Consider the following 17,284-nt stretch of genomic DNA (forward strand, 5'->3'; position numbering starts at 1 on the left):
AGTGCCGAGTCATTACCCGATCATGCTTGAACTCACGGGACGCGCTTGCCTGGTCGTAGGTGGAGGAGAGGTAGCGACGCGAAAGATCGAATCGCTCTTGCACGCGGGGGCTTATGTGACCGTCATCACACCAGAGGCACAGCCAGCCGTAATACAATGGGCGCAGGAAGGTGTCATCAAGCTGATCCAAGAGCCTTATACCAATCAGGATGTGAGCGATTACACCCTGGTGGTGGCGGCAACCAACATACCTGAGGTCAATTTGACCGTCTATGAGGCGGTCAAGGCGGTAGGGGGCTGGATTAATATCGTGGATCGTCCGGACTTGTGCAATTTTATCGTGCCGTCGACGATTCAGCGCGGCAAGCTGGTGATCTCTGTCTCTACATCAGGGGCGAGTCCGAGCTTGGCCCGCAAGCTTAGAAAGCAGTTAGAAGAGCAGTTCGACGAGGCTTATGAGAGCTACGTTGACTTTCTCGCTGAGATCCGCAGGCAAGTGCTCACCGATGTTGTACAACCAGAGGTGCGCAGACGGATTTTTCGCAAATTATTAGACGATACTTACGTACATGCGACAGAAGAAGAACGCTACCAGATGGCAGCGGCCCTGATCGCCGGATACCAGTCCGGAGACGGGGAGCAAGGGAGGCAATAAGCAGGATGAAACAGTGGAAAGTTGGTTCACGCAGAAGTATGTTGGCGCTCACACAGACCAACCAGGTGATTGATCAGTTGAAAGAATTGGACCCAAACGCTAGCTTTGAAGTTCACGAGATTGTGACCAAGGGTGACCGTATCGTAGACGTGACGCTCTCCAAGGTGGGCGGAAAAGGTCTGTTCGTCAAAGAAATCGAGCAATCCCTGCTTGATAAAGAAACCGATTTGGCGGTACATAGCTTAAAAGATATGCCGTCCGAACTTCCAGAAGGGCTGACGATCGGGGCGATCCCAAAGCGCGTCGATCCGCGTGATGTGCTGATCAGCAAAGACGGCAAGACGTTGGATGAATTGCCAGAGGGCGCTATCGTCGGTACAAGCAGTCTGCGCCGCAGTGCACAGCTCTTGGCTTACCGTCCAGACCTCAAGATCGAGGCGATCCGCGGTAATATCGATACGCGTATCCGCCGACTGAAGGAAGACAACTTCGATGCGATCATCCTCGCTGCCGCAGGACTTGAGCGCGTGAAGTGGAATGGTACGATCACGCAATTTTTACCGGTGGAGATCAGTTTGCCAGCAGTAGGTCAAGGTGCGCTCTCGATCGAGTGCCGTGAAGACGATGAAGAGATGATGGCCTTGCTCTCTCGCTATGACCATCTGCCGACACGTCTTGCGGTGACGGCTGAGCGTGCGTTCCTCGCCAAAATGCAAGGAAGCTGCCAAGTGCCAATCGGTGCGTATGCAACCGTAGAAGAAGCCTCTGATGCGGCGAACCCAACCATCACGATCACCGGTATGGTAGGCTCTCCAGACGGCTTACAGATGTTTAAAGAAACGCTCACAGGCACAGATCCTGTCGCACTGGGCGAACAGCTCGGGCAGATGTTGCTCGACCAAGGGGCCAATGAGGTACTGGCAAAGGTATTGGAGGAGAATCAGCAATGAACAAAGGGAAGGTATTTTTAGTAGGGGCAGGTCCGGGAGACCCGAAGCTCATCACGCTGCGCGGCTTGGAAACGATCAAGATGGCAGACTGCATCGTCTATGACCGTCTGGCCAGTCCGCGTCTGCTGCAACACGCGAAGCCGGATGTAGAATTGATCTACTGCGGCAAGCTGCCTGACCGTCACACGCTGACACAGGAAGAGATCAACCAGGTGCTGGTGGACAAGGCGCTCGAAGGCAAGACCGTGTGCCGTCTCAAAGGGGGAGACCCGTCCATCTTCGGCCGTGTCGGTGAAGAAGCAGAAGAGCTGGTCAAGCATGACATCCAGTTCGAGATCGTACCGGGCATCACATCCGGGATTGCCGCTCCTGCCTATGCAGGGATTCCGGTGACCCACCGTGATTTCAACTCTTCCTTGGCGATCGTGACCGGTCATGAGCGTCCTGAGAAGACCGAGTCCAGCATCAACTGGGAGAAGCTGGCGACTGCGGTTGGTACGATCATCTTTTACATGGGCGTGGGCAATCTGGCCTTCATCCGTGACCAGCTGATCCAAAATGGCCGCGATCCGAAAACTCCTGTCGCCCTGATCCGCTGGGGTACGATGGTTGAGCAGGAGACTCTTGTGGGTACACTGGAAGATATCGTGGAAAAACGCGAAGCATCCGGTCTGACCAACCCGGCGATCATCGTCGTGGGCGAAGTGGTCAGCCTGCGTGAGAAGCTGCAATGGTTCGAGAAAAAACCACTGTTCGGCAAACGCGTACTCGTCACCCGTGCCCGCAGTCAGGCAAGCGAGCTCTCTGAGCGTATCGCTGAGCTGGGCGGGGAGCCGTACGAGTTCCCGCTCGTCCGCATGGAGACACCGCGTGAGCTCGCGGCACTCGATACAGCCCTGCAACAGCTTTCCCTCTATGACTGGGTGATGTTCACCAGCCCTAACGGCGTGAAGTTCTTCTTCAAACGCCTCCGCGAGCTGGGTGTCGATATCCGTACCATGCGCGGCAAGCTGGCAGCAGTCGGTCCAAAAACCGCTGCCGCTCTCGAAGAAAAGGGTCTCACCGTAAACGTGCTGCCGGGTGAATTCCGTGCAGAATGTCTCCTCGAGAGCGTCCGTGACGAGCTGAAAGCCGGCGAACGCGTCCTGTTGCCACGCGCAGACATCGCCCGTGAAACCCTTCCTCGCGAACTGCAAACTCTCGGTTTGGACGTGACGGAAGTCGATACGTATGATACGGTTATAGATGCGCAGAATGTGGACGAAACCATTGCTCTGTTCGAAGACAAAATGATTCATATGATCACGTTCACCAGCTCATCCACCGTGAAAAACTTCGTACAGGCGATCCAAGGCCAAGGCCGCGACCTCGCCACATTGCTAGACGGCGTACAGGTTGCCTGCATCGGACCGATCACGGCAGATACAGCCAGAGAGCTTGGTTTGACCGTACACATCCTCGCCAAAGATGCGACCATCCAGGGCTTAGTAGACGCTCTGACAGTGGAATAGGGAGGAAGTCAAGCATGTACACACCATTTGACCGTCATCGCCGCCTGCGCAGCAGTGCCGCGATGCGCAATCTCGTACGTGAGAATTATATCCGCAAAGAAGATTTGATCTACCCGCTGTTTTTTGTAGAGGGTTCCAATAAAAAAGAAGAGATTCCATCCATGCCGGGCGTCTATCATTTCTCGCTCGACCGCTTCGCAGAAGAACTGGATGAGATCGTCGCGCTCGGCATCGAGTCCCTGCTTGTGTTTGGTGTGCCGAATGAAAAAGACGAATGCGGCTCCCAAGCCTATGCCGAGAATGGCATCGTGCAGCAAGGGATTCGTTTTATCAAAGAAAGATACCCGCAGCTGGTCGTCATCGCCGATACCTGCCTGTGCCAATACACCAGCCACGGTCACTGCGGCGTCCTGCATGAGGGTGAATTGGTCAACGATGAATCACTCGCTCTCTTGGGTCAGACCGCAGTCTCTCAAGCCCGCGCAGGTGCTGATATCATCGCACCATCCAACATGATGGACGGCTTCGTCATCGCGATCCGTCATGCCCTGGATGAGGCAGGCTTCCATAACGTGCCGATCATGTCCTATGCGGTCAAATATGCTTCTGCTTACTACGGCCCGTTCCGCGATGCAGCGCACTCCGCTCCACAGTTCGGTGACCGCAAAACCTATCAGATGGACCCGTCCAATGCCCGCGAAGGTCTGCGTGAAGCCGCTTCCGACGTGGAAGAAGGCGCGGACTTCCTGATGGTCAAGCCGGCGCTTGCTTACATGGATATGATTACCCGCCTGCGCGAGAATTTTGACCAACCGATCGTTGCCTACAACGTCAGTGCGGAATACTCCATGGTCAAAGCGGCTGCTGCCAACGGCTGGCTCAACGAAAAAGAAATCGTGATGGAAACCATGGTAGGCTTCAAGCGTGCCGGGGCCGACCTGATCATTACCTATCATGCTAAAGATGTAGCCAAATGGCTCAATGGAGGGAACTAAGATGTCAGTAGATTTGCTGGATGCTCTCGATAAGGAGATTTTGGACGCGGTACAAAAGGATATTCCACTCGTAGCCGAACCGTTCAAAGTGATTGCTGAACAAATCGGCACCACCGAGGAAGAAGTACTTACCCGCCTCGAAAAAATGAAAGGCGAAGCGATCCGCCAAATCTCCGCGATCTTCGATACCAAAGCGCTCGGCTACAAATCCAGCCTCGTTGCTGCCCGTATCACGCCTGAGAAGCTGGACGAGATGGCGATCAAGATTTTTAACAGCCACCCAGGGATCACCCACAACTACAAGCGCAACCACGATTTCAACCTGTGGTTCACCATCGCTGTACCTCCGAACAGCCGTTTTGGCTTGGAAAAAACCGTAGAGATGCTGGGCGAAATGGCAGATGTGGAATCCATCCGCATCCTGCCGACCCTCAAGCTCTTCAAAATCGGCGTACAGCTCGACGTGAAAAACGAGAGCGGTGCCAATGAAAAAGCAGCACCTAACTACACCGAAGAAATGCGCAATGCAGCGATGACCCACGGTGTAACCGATGAAGACATCAAAGTCATCCTCGAACTGCAAAAAGACGTAAACATCACCTCCCGTCCGTTCGACGCATGGGCAGCCAATGTCGGCATGAGCACCGAAGAGTTCCTCAGCTACGCGAAGAAATTCGTAGAAAAAGGCCAAATGCGCCGTTTCTCTGCGGTTCTCAACCACCGCAAAGCAGGATTCCGCGCCAACGGTATGGGTGTATGGGCCGTGTCGGAAGATAAGGTCGAAGAGATCGGTCAACAGATGGGTGCGTTCCGCGCAGTCAGCCACTGCTACCTGCGTCCGACCTATCCAGACTGGAAATACAACATCTTCACTATGGTACATGGCCGTGATATGGAAGAGTGCGAGTCTATCCTCCAAGCGATCGAGGACGAGACTGGCATCACCGACCGCATCACGCTCTACTCCACCAAGGAATACAAAAAGACCCGTGTCTCCTACTTCACTCCAGAAATCTATGAGTGGGAAAAAGAGACCGCTGAGAAGCTGGGTCTGTAATCACGCGAATTACCGGAATCAAGCAGAGGCACTACGCCACAGCTAATCGTAATGCACAAAAAGCGCTTGTTTGACTTTACCCTCAAACAGGCGCATTTTTCCGATATGAGGTGAACATACAATGAGTCGCAATAACGACACATCGGTCAAACTGTTCCAAGAAGCCAAAGAATATATCCCGGGCGGCGTCAACAGTCCGGTCCGTGCGTTCAAGAGCGTAGGGGGCAACCCACTGTTCATGGCAAAAGGCGCAGGCTCCAAAGTAACAGACGTAGATGGACATACATATCTCGATTACATCGGCTCCTGGGGTCCACTGATCCTCGGGCATGCCCATCCAAAAGTACTCGCAGCGATCACTGAAGTCGCTGCACTTGGCACCAGCTTCGGTGCACCAACCGAGCGCGAGACCGAAATGGCAAAGCTCGTCTGTGATATCGTACCGTCTGTCGAGATGGTACGCATGGTCAACTCCGGTACAGAGGCGACGATGAGCGCACTCCGACTGGCACGCGGCTACACCAAGCGCGACAAAATCATGAAATTCGAAGGCTGCTACCACGGTCATGCTGACAGCCTTTTGATCAAAGCAGGCTCCGGTGTGGCGACTCTCGCACTGCCGGACAGCCCAGGGGTACCTACCAACACCGCAGCCAATACGATCACGGTTCCTTACAACGATATCGACAGCGTGCGTCTCGCTTTTGAAAAATATGGCGACGATCTCGCAGCGGTCATCGTCGAGCCAGTTGCGGGCAACATGGGTGTCGTGCCACCGCAGCCGGGCTTCTTGGAAGAACTGCGTGAAATCACGGCGAAAAACGGAACACTGCTGATCTTCGACGAGGTAATGACTGGCTTCCGCGTCGCACTTGGCGGCGCACAACAGCGCTATGGCATCACACCAGACTTGACCACGATGGGAAAAGTCATCGGTGGCGGTCTGCCAGTCGGTGCATACGGCGGTAAACGTGAGATCATGGAGCACGTCGCTCCAGCAGGCGCGATCTACCAGGCAGGTACGCTCTCCGGCAACCCGCTTGCAATGGCAGCTGGGATCGTTACCCTCACCGAACTGAGCCAGCCGGGGGTCTATGAGCAGCTCGAAGCCCGCTCTGCCCGTCTCGCAGAAGGTCTCGCGGCCAATGCGACCAAGCTCGGCATCCCGCACACGATCAACCGTGTCGGCTCGATGGTCTGTCTGTTCTTCACCGATACACCTGTCGTGAACTATGAGACGGCAAAAACCTCTGACCTCGACAAGTTCAACCGTTACTTCCACAACCTGCTCCAAGAAGGCGTGATGATCCCACCGTCCCAGTTCGAGGGCATGTTCGTCTCAACGGTGCATAGTGATGAAGATATTGAGTTTACGATTGAGGCGAGCTACAGAGCGATGCAGGCGCTGTAGGGACTGCAAATACTGTAGGTGCTATAGATACGATAGATACCTGTACGGTAGATGCGGCTAGGTTCGACTTTCCGCAGACATATTCATCGACGCAGGAAAACACAAAAAAAGCAGAGCCGACATGCGCTCTGCTTTTTTGCATTTCAATACTATCTCAGGTAGGAACTCACTACGTAGCCCACTTAGAATCTTAGGCGAAACCTCATCTTAGGGGTGATGACCGACTGGGTCGGCACCATCGTAGTGGATGAAATGGTGACAGGAATCCACACGGTCTGTCCTTGGTAATAGACGGTGATCGAGCTGGTACCTTCTTGGATGGCTGTAAGTTGTCCAGCCCCATCAACGGTGACCACATCCGTATCTTCAGATGCATAGCTTGTCTCTGCCGTCACATCTTCCGACGAACCGTCTGAGTACACAGCCGTGACTTGGAGCTGATGGGACGAATAGACGTCCAGCGTGACAGAAGAGTCAGTGGTGAGGAATTCCACGTACGGCTCCGTTGGTGGAACAGACGGTGGAGGTGGTGTGACACCTGATGTTGATGAGGTGACCGTGACCGGAACACTGGTGGTTTGGCCTTCATAGTTGATCGTGATGGTCGCTGTACCTTCGCTGACAGCGTTCACGACAGCATTGCTGTCCAAGGTGGCGGTGTCGGTCTGATCGATGGTGTAGGTGGCTTGCTTGGTGACATCTTGTATTGTGCCGTCTGAGAGCTTAGCGGTGACGATCAACTGCTGGGAACCGTAGACATCCACGGTGACACTGCCCGGTTCAGCCGTGATGAACTCTACCATCTGCTCAGTGGCTGGGGTGGTTACGGTGATGGTGTGAGGCTGGCTTTCTCCGTATGTATCTTTGGCAGATACGGAGTAGGTGTACGCTGTGTTTGGAGTCAGTTCTGTATCGCTGAAGGAGCGGTAGGTTGCCTCTGTCACTGTCTGCCCGTTACGAGAGATGAGGTAGCTGGTAGCAGGTAACAACTCGTCCCATGTGATCGTGACACTGGTTGGCTTGATTTCGGTGGCTTGCAGATTCATGTTTGGATTGGTGAAGCCAGATCCTGCGGCATGATTTTTAGCAGGGGTAGTGTCATAAGCGGTCTTGGTTGTCAGAGAATCTAGTTTCCAAGATCCGACCAGACCGTTCTCATTTCCACTCACATTGCGGTTCATGTTGGCGATAATCTGGCTTTGCGTGCGGGCATGGTTCCAGATGCGGACGTCTGCCATTTTACCACGGAAGCTGTAGAGATCGCCGCCATAGTAGTGGCCGATGCGGACGGTACTGGTGGCGGCACGTGCGCTGGTGGTGACGTAAGCTGTCTGATGGGCCAGATTCTGCTTTTGACCGTTGAGATACAGTTCCACGGTGCTTGGGCTTGGCGTCCCGTTGGTAAACACCGCTGCGACATGTGTCCATTTGTTGGCCATGCCCGTGGATGAAGTGCCGATCAGGTTGGCCTGACCTGTGTTAAAACCAAAATATCCATTGATAAACTCAAGATCGTAGTGGGTATTCCAGCTAAACGGCATGATGTTGGCTTTCCCATCCCAATAGATCCAGAATTCGACGGTGTTTTTACCGCCTGTTGCGAGGTTGACCGGGACGTTTTGGGCGATCAGCTTGTCGTTAACGCCGTCGAAGGCGAGGGATCTTTGGTGTGGTGGTTGTGCTGTGAAGACAGGGTTGTTGAAGTCAAAGGCAAAGAGATCAGATGTGACTGGCTCTGTAAATGTTCCCGTGGATCTGACCAGCTTGGCCGGATCGACGGTGACGGAGGCATTGGCCACATCATCCACGTTGGTGTGGTCGACTGCTCGTCCGGTGAAGTGGATCACAATCTCGGTGTCGCTTACGCGAGTCACCTGGTATCCAAGTCCGGCAGGCAGGTTGTTGATGGTGACACCTGTGCTGAGATCATCGGCGTACTTGGCATTGGTGAGGTAGACACTTTGGGTGACGGTGATACTGCCGTCGTTGGCGCTGGATTCTGGGATGATAGTCAGGGACGGTTTTAGGATCGGAAGTGTATCGGCGCTGATGAGTTCCATTTCAGCGAGGGCGATGTAGTTATAGCCGCTATAGTTGGAGGAACCTGTGAAGCGCAGTCGGTAGTTTTGATAATAACCAGGGGTATCAATCGCAAACTCTGCTTTGGCACCCGACTTCCAGACCGTGTAATTATCTACGGTGTCAATGACAGCCCAGTTGATGTTGTCGTTGGTTCCAAGCAATTGCCAAGAGACAGGGGCGTAGACCATGTTGCCAGAGTGAGGAGTCAGAGAATATTTCTCGATCTTTTTACGGAACGGCAATGCATACTCGAGCCAGCTTCCCTCTGTGCTGTCGACTCTTGACGTGAACCAGTGCGTGTTGATGTTATTGTCAAAGACGAGGTACTCACTGCCTGCATAACCGTTAAGCGGTTTATTCGCTTTTACTGTACCGGATGGATTGGTGTTGCTGACCATGGTTGGCGTCGCGTCAGCGTCGAGGACAGAGAACATAAAGTTCGGTGAGACCAGATTGGTAATGACGCTTGGAGCACCACCGATACCCACGATTTTGTCATAGTTGACCGTGATGGTGGACAAAGTGTCTTTGGAGCTGCCAAACGGTTTGGCATTACCTGGGAAGGAGACAACCATTTGACGGTCATTCACACGTTCGACAAAGGTCTGCAAACCAGAAGGCAGGTTATTTACGGTGACACCGGTAAACGCGTCTGTCGTAAACGTGCCACTGGTGAGCGTGACTCTCTGTTTCTGTGTGACGCTGCCATCATTGGCATAGGTTTCGCTGATCAACGGCTCGCTGATCAACAGCCGCGGCTGGAATGGACCGATCAGCTCTGCTTCGGCAAGAGCAATCAGATTAGAGCCGCTGTAATTAGAGGAACCTGTAAAACGGATACGGTATTTTTGGTAAGAGCCGGGCTTGTCTACCGCAAACTCTTTTTTGAGTCGGCTGGACCAGTCGGTGACAGTAACGGGGCCATCGACCAATGTCCAATTGATGTTGTCATTGGTACCAAGCAATTCCCACGTGGCAGGGGCATACACATAATTGCTGTCGGCTGGTGGGGTGAAGGTGTACTTCACGATCTGCTCATCGACAGGGAATTCATAATCCAGCCAGCTTCCCTCCGTGTTATCAATCCGGGTCGTAAACCAATACGTGTTGGGATTATCGTCAAATACCGTGTATTCAGCATTCGCATAGCCAGAATAGGAGGCATTGGCTTTGACCCTGCCAATCGGGGCTGTATTACCGACCATGGCCGGAACCAAGTCAGCGTCCAATGCGGAGAAGATAAAGCCCGGGGTGGTCAGATTGGTCGTGATGCTTGGTGCTGTACCAATCCCTTTGATTTTAGCAGCAGCGACCGTGACTGTGGACAGATTATCTTTGGAATTGCCGACGGCTGCTGCTTTTCCGGTAAAAGTAAGCGTTAATTTACGGTCGGATGTGCGGGTGACGAAGGTCTCCAAACCTTCCGGCAAATTATTCACGGTGACACCTGTGCGCATATCCGCATCAAATGTGCCGCTGGTCAGGATCACCGTTTGTGTCTGCTTCACGGTGCCGTCATTGGAGTAGGTTTCGCTGACCACGGGGTCGGTGATTAACAGACGTGGTTGAAACGGACCGATAAGTTCCACTTCAGCGACACCGATATAGTTGTATCCGTTATAGTTGGAAGAGCCGGTAAAACGGATACGGTACTTTTGATAAGAACCGGGACGATCCACCTGAAATTCCTTTTTAATGCCGGGAGACCAGTTGGTGGCTTGGACAGGACCATCTATCAATGTCCAATTCGTACCATCATTGGTACCTTGCAGCTCCCAAGAGGCAGGGGCATAGACGGCATTGCTGTCAGCAGGAGGAGTGATCGAGTACTTCAGGATTTTTTCCGTGGCAGGGAACTGATAGTCCAGCCAGCTTCCTTCTGTGTTATCGACACGCGAGGTATACCAAGAGGTGTTCGGATTATCGTCAAACACGGCGTATTCATAGTTTGCATAGCCGTTATAGGAAGCATTGGCTTTGGCGATTCCGATCGGCAGGGTATTGCTAGTCATGGTTGGGGTCAAATCTGCATCCAGAACGGAGAACGTAAAGGATGGGGTGATCAGATTGGTTGTGACACCAGGCCCTGTACCAATCCGCTTGATTTTGTCAGAGGTAACCGTGACCGTGGCCGTGCTGTCTTTGGAACTGCCCACCGATGTGGCATTGCCCAAAAAGGTGAGAAGCAGTTTGCGGTCGTTCTGGCGCTCAACGGAGGTTGTTAATCCAGCGGGCAGGTTATTGACGGTGACACCTGCACTCACATCCGTCGAAAACGTACCACTGGTGAGGGTAACGGTCTGTTTCCGGGAGACCGTTCCATTGTTGGCAAAGGTCTCGCTGATCAGCGGCTCGTTGATTAACAGACGCGGCTGGAATGGGCCGATGAACTCTGCTTCGGCGAGAGCGATGGAAGTACTCCCGTTGTAATTGGAAGAGTGGGTAAAGCGTATACGATATTTTTTATAAGAGCCGGGGGTGTCTACAGTAAATTCTTTTTTGGTACCGGGCGACCACGCAGTAGCTTGTACAGGACCGTCAATGCGGTTCCACGTGGTACCATCTTGGGTTGCAAGGAGTTCCCAAGAGGCAGGAGCATAGACATAGTTGCCGTCACCAGGGGGAGTGATGGAATATTTCTCTACGATTTCATCGACAGGAAATTCGTAGTCCAGCCAGCTTCCCTCTGAGGTATCGATTCTTGTGGTGTACCAATAGGAGTTGACATTATCGTCAAATACGGTAAACTCATCGCCTACATATTCACCTAGAGGAGTATTCGACTTCGCTGATCCGATCGGCAACGTATTGGAAGTCATAGGGGGGATTAGATCAGCATCCAAAGCGGAAATGATAAAGGCTGGAGAGGTGACATTGCTTGTGGCGACGGCTGTGCCGTATCCAATGATTTTGGTAGCGGGGACTGTGATGGAAGAGGTATAGTCAGTGGAGGTGCCCACGGCTTGGGCCTGACCGGTGAAGGAGACGAGCAGTTTGCGGTTATTGACACGCTCGATGTAGGGTTGTAATCCGACGGGAACATTATGTACGATGACTGCTGGACTCACATCCGTCGAAAACGTACCACTGGTGAGGGTGACGGTCTGCTTCTGGGTCACACTTCCGTTATTGGCGAAGGTCTCGCTGATCAACGGTTCTGAGATCAACAGACGTGGTTGGAAGGAACCGATGAACTCTACTTCGGAAAGGCCGATAAAGTTGTTTCCGTTATAGTTGGAAGAGCCGGTAAAGCGTAAGCGGTAGGTTTGATAAGAGCCGGGGCGGTCTACGACAAACTCCTTCCTGACCCCTGGAGACCAACCAGAGGCGTTGACAGGACCGTCGATCACCGTCCAATTCTGGCCGTCATTGGAAGCGAGCAGCTCCCAAGAGACAGGTGCATACATAACATTGCTGCTCTCATTCGGGGGAGCAATCGTGTACTTTTGTACCTGCTCGTCGATGGGAAATTGATATTGCAGCCAACTCCCGACGCTGCTGTCAATCCTAGTCGTGTACCAAGACGTCGAAAGGGAATCATCAAACAACGTATACTCAGCGCCTACATAGCCGGAATACTGAGTATTGGATTTGATTGTTCCGATTGGTGCGGTATTACTGGACATGACTGGAACCAAATCGACAATATTCTCGGCTGCCACAGCGTCAGTGGCACCCCAAAAAGGAATCGGGGTAAAAGTCCCGCTTCCTGCGAGGATGACCGCTAAGCAAGCAGCCAAAACTCTTCTAAACATGACCATATTACTATCCTCCCTTAAAATAAAATAGTACAACAAGCCTGATTATAATCTGTACAATGTGGATTATTCAAGAAATTTATCAAAATTTTTACAATATTCAACATTAACATACTTAACATTCATAAGATTTTGATGAAGTAAGACACCTGCTGTCGAATTGGCAGCAGGTGTTTTTAGTAGGTCTAGCTGGTTAGAAAAATCTTCCCCTTGTTAACCGAGTCCTCTGCCGCACAAACCGCCTGTTGTACATCCACCAAGTCGTATTTGATGGCGGACCCGCGAAACTGTAAGGCTTGCTTTTGCAGGAAGGACAGCAGGAGCTGGAAGGTGTCTTGCCAGGTCTGCACGGACACCTGTTGATTCCAATGCCTGAGATGAAACAGCTTGACATTCACATGGGTCTGCTGGGATACGTGCGCCCAATTGACCGGAATCCCAGACAAAAGACCAATCGTCACGAGCACTCCGTTGGGTCGGACACAAAAAGCCAGCCGTGCCCCATCTTCCCCACCGATGGAATCGATCGCAGCAGTTGCTCCAAGTCCATGGGTCAGCTCCATGACGGTCGCATGCAGGGGAGTCTCCGAAGTGTTAATGACGTAGGAAGCACCGAGCGCAAGCAGTTCTTCGGTGTGTTGATGACTTCGCGTAACAGCGATCAGCTGAAACCCAATCAGGCGGGATAACTGGGCAAAAATCCGTCCGATCGCCGAACCGCAAGCATTGACGAGTAAGATGTCACCAGCTCGTAACCGTAGTACATCCGTGCACGTAATCCATGCCGTGACTGGATTAATGTATAATTGGGCGGCGGTATCATCATCAATAGAATGCGGGATGGGAACGGCAAAATCCGCTTGGGTCGTGACATACTCTTGCCAAGTGCCTTCCCCCCGAAGTGGAAGAACGCGTTGGCCTAGAAGCTCCGAGGATACGAGTGAGCCTACTGCTTCCACGACACCAACCCCTTCATATCCAGGGATCGTCGGCAGGGAAATCCGATGGGCATAGGCTCCGGTGATTGGGATGAGATCAGATGGATTGATCGGTCGGGTCGTCATGCGTACGAGCACTTCGCCACGACCGGGGGGTTTGATTTCTTTTTCCTCCACTTGTAACACATCTTGTGGTCTGCCGAACTGATGGAATCGAATACATTTCGCTCGCAAATTAGGAAATCTCCTTTTTATATGAAATCTTATCGGTATGTTCTGTGTGCATGCAACTGAAAAAAATTTTTCGACCTACCCATTGACCCTCACGTCGCGTGACCCCTTACCCTACGTTTAGGAGGTGATTTGCACATGGCTTATACGGTCAAAGAATTAGCCCAACTCTCCGGTGTCAGCGTCCGTACTCTGCACTACTACGACGAGATCGGCCTGCTCCATCCCGCGTATTACGGGGACAACGGCTACCGCTACTATGAGGAGGAGCAGCTGTTCACGCTTCAGCAGATTTTGTTTTTCCGCGAACTTGATTTTTCACTAAGCGATATACAGGAGCTTCTCACCAGCGATATGTTCAACCAGCTGGAAGCCTTGCAGTCACATAAAAAGCTGCTCGCCACGCAAGTCTCCCGCCTGCAGAAGCTGATGAGCACCATCGACAAGACCATCGATCATCTGAGAGGGGAATCTACGATGCAACATGACGAAATGTACCAAGGCTTCGACCCGAAGAAGCAAGCGCAATACGAACAGGAACTAAAAGAGCGCTACGGCAAAGAAGCCAGCGATCTGATCGAAGAAAGCAACCGCAACATTAAGAGCTGGAACAAACCAGACTGGGATGAGGTCAAAGCCTTTGCCGAAGAGATCAACAAGGAGCTTACAGCCTTGATTGGCGGGCACAGCCCAGAGACCCCAGAGGTGCAGCGGGTGATTCAGAAGCATTTTGACTGGGTAAAGCGGTTCTATACACCGACAAAGGAGGTCTACAGTGGTCTTGGCCAGCTCTATGTGGATCACCCGGATTTCCGCAAGCTGTATGACGCGCATCATCCACAGCTGGCTGAATTCCTGCGGGATGCGATGGCGTATTATGCAGAAAATCAGCTTTGATTCGCACTGGATAACGGCTTAGATCATCCACCCTCCCTTGTCGAAAAGTAAAGATTGGTAGAAATGGATGAGAGCGATATCATAGAGATAAAGAAGAGAGAAAACAGCTCGGTTCCAACAGGGAGGATAAGAGGATGAGACGAGTAGGAACATTGGTACGGATTAACCGTTTTCCAGTCAAGTCAATGCGGGGGGAGAGACTGTACGAGGCCAAGATTGAGTCATACGGGATGTATGGAGACAGAAGTCATGCCCTTGTGGATGAGGGACGCGAGGGCAAATGGCTGACGGCGAGAGAAGCGCCACAGCTCTTGGGATACCAGGCAGAGTTCGTCGGGGAGACGGCAGATGGGGGATTCCCAGAGTTGGATGTGACTTTTCCGACTACAGGGGAGCGCTACCGCTGGGGCAGTGAGCAGCTGACGGCGGCATTGAGTAAGCGATTGAACCGTTCGATCGGGCTGCGTACCCATACACGGGAGGAGGAGCTTTTGGCTGTGGATGAAGCGCCGATTCATCTGATCACGGATGCATCTGTGGACAGATTGGAGGAGCTATGGGGCCAACCGCTTGATCCGCGCCGGTTTCGGGCGAACTTCTGGGTAAAGCTGGATGAGCCGGACGCGTTTGCGGAGCATGATTGGCTTAGCCACGAGCTGCAGATCGGTGATGTGGTGCTTGCGGTCAACAAACCTTGTCCCCGCTGTATGATGATCGGGCTTGATCCGGATGACCAGAAGTCTGACAAGACACTGCTGCAGACGCTCTTATATGAAAGGGACAAAAATTTTGGGGTCTACTGCTGGGTGGCCCAGCCAGGCGAGGTCAAAGAAGGGGATATCGTCTACTTGAGAGAACAGACAGCGGCAAGCCAGGCGAGTAGATAGAGTATAGGAACAACAGGGATCATAGAAGCAAAAGACAGGCAGATTGGGATGCCTGTCTTTTTCCGTTTCTCATGGAATGGTCTAAACCATCCTCTCTGTCCATATGATATAGAGAAATGCTTTTGTACCCGAAAGGAGGAGCACGTGTGTCCGTTCAAGATGAGATGCTGTCATTTCCAATTAGAGAAACGATTTTCCTCTCTTCAGATAAACCGGGAATAGAGGAGATTAAAGAGTTGGAGCTGTTACCGATTGTCAACCTCATGGAGACTCCCCATGATGTCCAGATCACCGGCAGTCTTCAGCTTACAGCCACATACGCGCCGAAAAAGGATGCTTCCCAAGAGACTGGGAATGGCTCGGATACCTTGGTTTCGGCTATGAAGTTTTCTCCGTTTGAGTTCAACCAAGGCGGCAGCCCAGAGAGAGAAGAAGGAGTCTCCTATGACAGTGGGGACGTGGAGCTGCTTCACCGCATCCCGCTCAACATTTCGCTCCCGATTGAAAAAGTCAGAAACGCGGAAAATGTCTACGGCATTATCGACAGCCTGGACTTTGAGCTGAAAAGTGCCAATCATCTGCTGGTCATCGCCGACCTGAAAATCGGTGGCGTCCAACTCAACAACCAGCCACAGCAAAAGGTGGAGGAGCCGCAGGAATCGTGGGAATTCGTCCATGTCGCCAATCAGGATAACCACCTGTTGCAGGATGACTCCATCGAGGAGCTGGAACGCAAGCTGGCCGCCCTGGAGCAAGAGGTAGACCGCTACGAGCAACAGCAGGAGCCGGGCTTCCACTTACCGCCAGTGCCAAAGCTCCCGCAGGCACCTTCTCCCTTCTCCGGCTATCCGTTTGCCCAGCAGTCACATCGTCAGGAGCAGGAGGATCCGTACAACAACCCGTTGTTGAATTTCCCGTATGCACCGAGTCAAAAGCAGTTTCCGTCAAGCAATCCACCGTTTGAGCTGGCCCGCCAGCAGGGTGAACAGGATTATACGGATTATCGGGCAGCTTCTTTTGACCTACAGCCGCAGTATGGTGATCTGTCACCATCGAACCAGCAGATCCCGTATGCAGATGCAGCCCGCTATATGAATCAAAAGCAGGAGAATGTGGAGGAGCCTCTGGCGACAGGAGCTTACAAGCCGCAAACGGAAGCTTATCAACCGCAGACAGAAGCGTATCAGACACAACCAGAGGCCTTTAAGCCAGTGGAGGCACGGGAAACGGAACTCGCGGAAGAGGCGAGCCAAGCTGTGGCCAACCAGGCTGAATTGGTCCGTGGGGAGTCCCATGTTCATTTTTCACCTGATTTTGAATCCTCCAACATCATCGATTTCCAGTCCGCATATGACAGCCGTCAGAGTGAGGATACCCATGAGTCCCATGTAGATGAGTCCCATGCACATGGAGCCGTCGTGAGAGAAGGCATCGATGTGGAAGGTCTCGATATCACGGTGGAGACACATGCCGAAGCGGAGTTGCCAGCAGCACCAACACCAGCGCCTGCACCGGAAAAAGAAAAGATGAAGGTAGCGATCAGCAGCAAAGGGGTCAGTGAGAAGCAAGAGGCGCTCAATATCACCAGCCTGCTGACGAACACCCGTCCCACACAGGGGCAGAGGAGTGAGCGCGGAGAGGGGCAGGAATCAATCGGGCATCGTGATTCCAGTGACGGCTACCGTTCGTCAACAGATGCCGTAAGCGGCCTGACCTCATTCGTCCGGGATAACAGCGAGCGGTTCAGCAAGCTTCGCATGTGCATCATCCAGCGGGAAGAGACCCTGGAGCTGATCGCCCAACGCTACGACCTGCCGATTTCCCGCATCAGAGAGGTGAACAATCTGTCTTCTGAACAAATCAAAGAGGGGCAAGTATTATACATTCCCCGCTAAAAAATTCCCCAATCAAA

Annotated in this window: 11 protein-coding genes; 9 read left to right on the plus strand and 2 right to left on the minus strand. The window is 52.6% G+C overall.

The genetic code is table 11. The features are described 5' to 3' along the window. Position 1: 1 nt before the first annotated feature. The 6 genes from FGI41_RS11170 (at position 2) to hemL (ending at position 6,579) form a co-directional block, all read left to right on the plus strand. Positions 2–655: a precorrin-2 dehydrogenase/sirohydrochlorin ferrochelatase family protein gene (locus FGI41_RS11170; protein WP_139490230.1), complete on the plus strand. Its 654-nt coding sequence runs from the start codon at positions 2–4 to the stop codon at positions 653–655. Between the two features lie 5 nt (positions 656–660). Further along, positions 661–1,605 (plus strand): hydroxymethylbilane synthase, encoded by a 945-nt coding sequence (gene hemC / locus FGI41_RS11175; RefSeq protein WP_139490231.1) that lies wholly within the window; start codon positions 661–663, stop codon positions 1,603–1,605. Beyond that, entirely contained in the window at positions 1,602–3,116 is a 1,515-nt protein-coding gene (gene cobA / locus FGI41_RS11180) for a uroporphyrinogen-III C-methyltransferase (RefSeq protein ID WP_139490232.1), read from the plus strand. The genes hemC and cobA overlap by 4 nt, the downstream gene beginning before the upstream one ends. A 14-nt stretch (positions 3,117–3,130) precedes the next feature. Then, complete coding sequence (gene hemB / locus FGI41_RS11185; protein WP_139490233.1) at positions 3,131–4,111, plus strand: porphobilinogen synthase; 981 nt, start codon at positions 3,131–3,133, stop codon at positions 4,109–4,111. Position 4,112: 1 nt separating this feature from the next. Then, the gene (gene ahbA, locus FGI41_RS11190) at positions 4,113–5,168 is read left to right on the plus strand and encodes a siroheme decarboxylase subunit alpha (protein WP_139490234.1); all 1,056 of its coding nucleotides are present in this window, start codon (positions 4,113–4,115) and stop codon (positions 5,166–5,168) included. A 121-nt stretch (positions 5,169–5,289) separates the two neighbouring features. Further along, positions 5,290–6,579 (plus strand): glutamate-1-semialdehyde 2,1-aminomutase, encoded by a 1,290-nt coding sequence (gene hemL, locus FGI41_RS11195; protein WP_139490235.1) that lies wholly within the window; start codon positions 5,290–5,292, stop codon positions 6,577–6,579. 182 nt (positions 6,580–6,761) lie between these two features. On the opposite strand, the gene FGI41_RS11200 is transcribed toward hemL, so the two are convergent. Then, positions 6,762–12,416 carry a discoidin domain-containing protein gene (locus FGI41_RS11200; protein ID WP_176560234.1) on the minus strand — a complete coding sequence of 1,885 codons (5,655 nt, stop codon included), beginning with the start codon at positions 12,414–12,416 and terminating at the stop codon, positions 6,762–6,764. A 188-nt stretch (positions 12,417–12,604) separates the two neighbouring features. Further along, positions 12,605–13,591 (minus strand): zinc-dependent alcohol dehydrogenase family protein, encoded by a 987-nt coding sequence (locus tag FGI41_RS11205; RefSeq protein ID WP_139490237.1) that lies wholly within the window; start codon positions 13,589–13,591, stop codon positions 12,605–12,607. A gap of 135 nt (positions 13,592–13,726) precedes the next feature. Here FGI41_RS11205 and FGI41_RS11210 point away from each other — a divergent pair, with 135 nt between their 5' ends. The 3 genes from FGI41_RS11210 (at position 13,727) to FGI41_RS11220 (ending at position 17,267) form a co-directional block, all read left to right on the plus strand. Then, positions 13,727–14,485 carry a MerR family transcriptional regulator gene (locus FGI41_RS11210; RefSeq protein ID WP_139490238.1) on the plus strand — a complete coding sequence of 253 codons (759 nt, stop codon included), beginning with the start codon at positions 13,727–13,729 and terminating at the stop codon, positions 14,483–14,485. A 134-nt stretch (positions 14,486–14,619) separates the two neighbouring features. Beyond that, a complete protein-coding gene (locus tag FGI41_RS11215; RefSeq protein ID WP_139490239.1) occupies positions 14,620–15,372 on the plus strand; it encodes an MOSC domain-containing protein in 753 nt (250 codons plus the stop codon). A 146-nt stretch (positions 15,373–15,518) separates the two neighbouring features. Continuing rightward, entirely contained in the window at positions 15,519–17,267 is a 1,749-nt protein-coding gene (locus FGI41_RS11220) for a LysM peptidoglycan-binding domain-containing protein (RefSeq protein ID WP_176560235.1), read from the plus strand. The last annotated feature ends 17 nt before the right edge of the window (positions 17,268–17,284 follow it).

This window comes from Brevibacillus dissolubilis, assembly GCF_006170445.1.
Classification (GTDB): Bacteria; Bacillota; Bacilli; order Brevibacillales; family Brevibacillaceae; genus Brevibacillus_B; species Brevibacillus_B dissolubilis.

What these genes read in the sequence shown, in the direction of transcription:
- FGI41_RS11210 (WP_139490238.1), top strand. Translation starts at nt 13,727, where the DNA reads ATGGCTTATACGGTCAAAGAATTAGCCCAACTCTCCGGTGTCAGCGTC.
- ahbA (WP_139490234.1), top strand. Translation starts at nt 4,113, where the DNA reads ATGTCAGTAGATTTGCTGGATGCTCTCGATAAGGAGATTTTGGACGCG.
- hemL (WP_139490235.1), top strand. Translation starts at nt 5,290, where the DNA reads ATGAGTCGCAATAACGACACATCGGTCAAACTGTTCCAAGAAGCCAAA.
- FGI41_RS11215 (WP_139490239.1), top strand. Translation starts at nt 14,620, where the DNA reads ATGAGACGAGTAGGAACATTGGTACGGATTAACCGTTTTCCAGTCAAG.
- hemB (WP_139490233.1), top strand. Translation starts at nt 3,131, where the DNA reads ATGTACACACCATTTGACCGTCATCGCCGCCTGCGCAGCAGTGCCGCG.
- hemC (WP_139490231.1), top strand. Translation starts at nt 661, where the DNA reads ATGAAACAGTGGAAAGTTGGTTCACGCAGAAGTATGTTGGCGCTCACA.
- cobA (WP_139490232.1), top strand. Translation starts at nt 1,602, where the DNA reads ATGAACAAAGGGAAGGTATTTTTAGTAGGGGCAGGTCCGGGAGACCCG.
- FGI41_RS11200 (WP_176560234.1), bottom strand. Translation starts at nt 12,416, where the DNA reads ATGTTTAGAAGAGTTTTGGCTGCTTGCTTAGCGGTCATCCTCGCAGGA.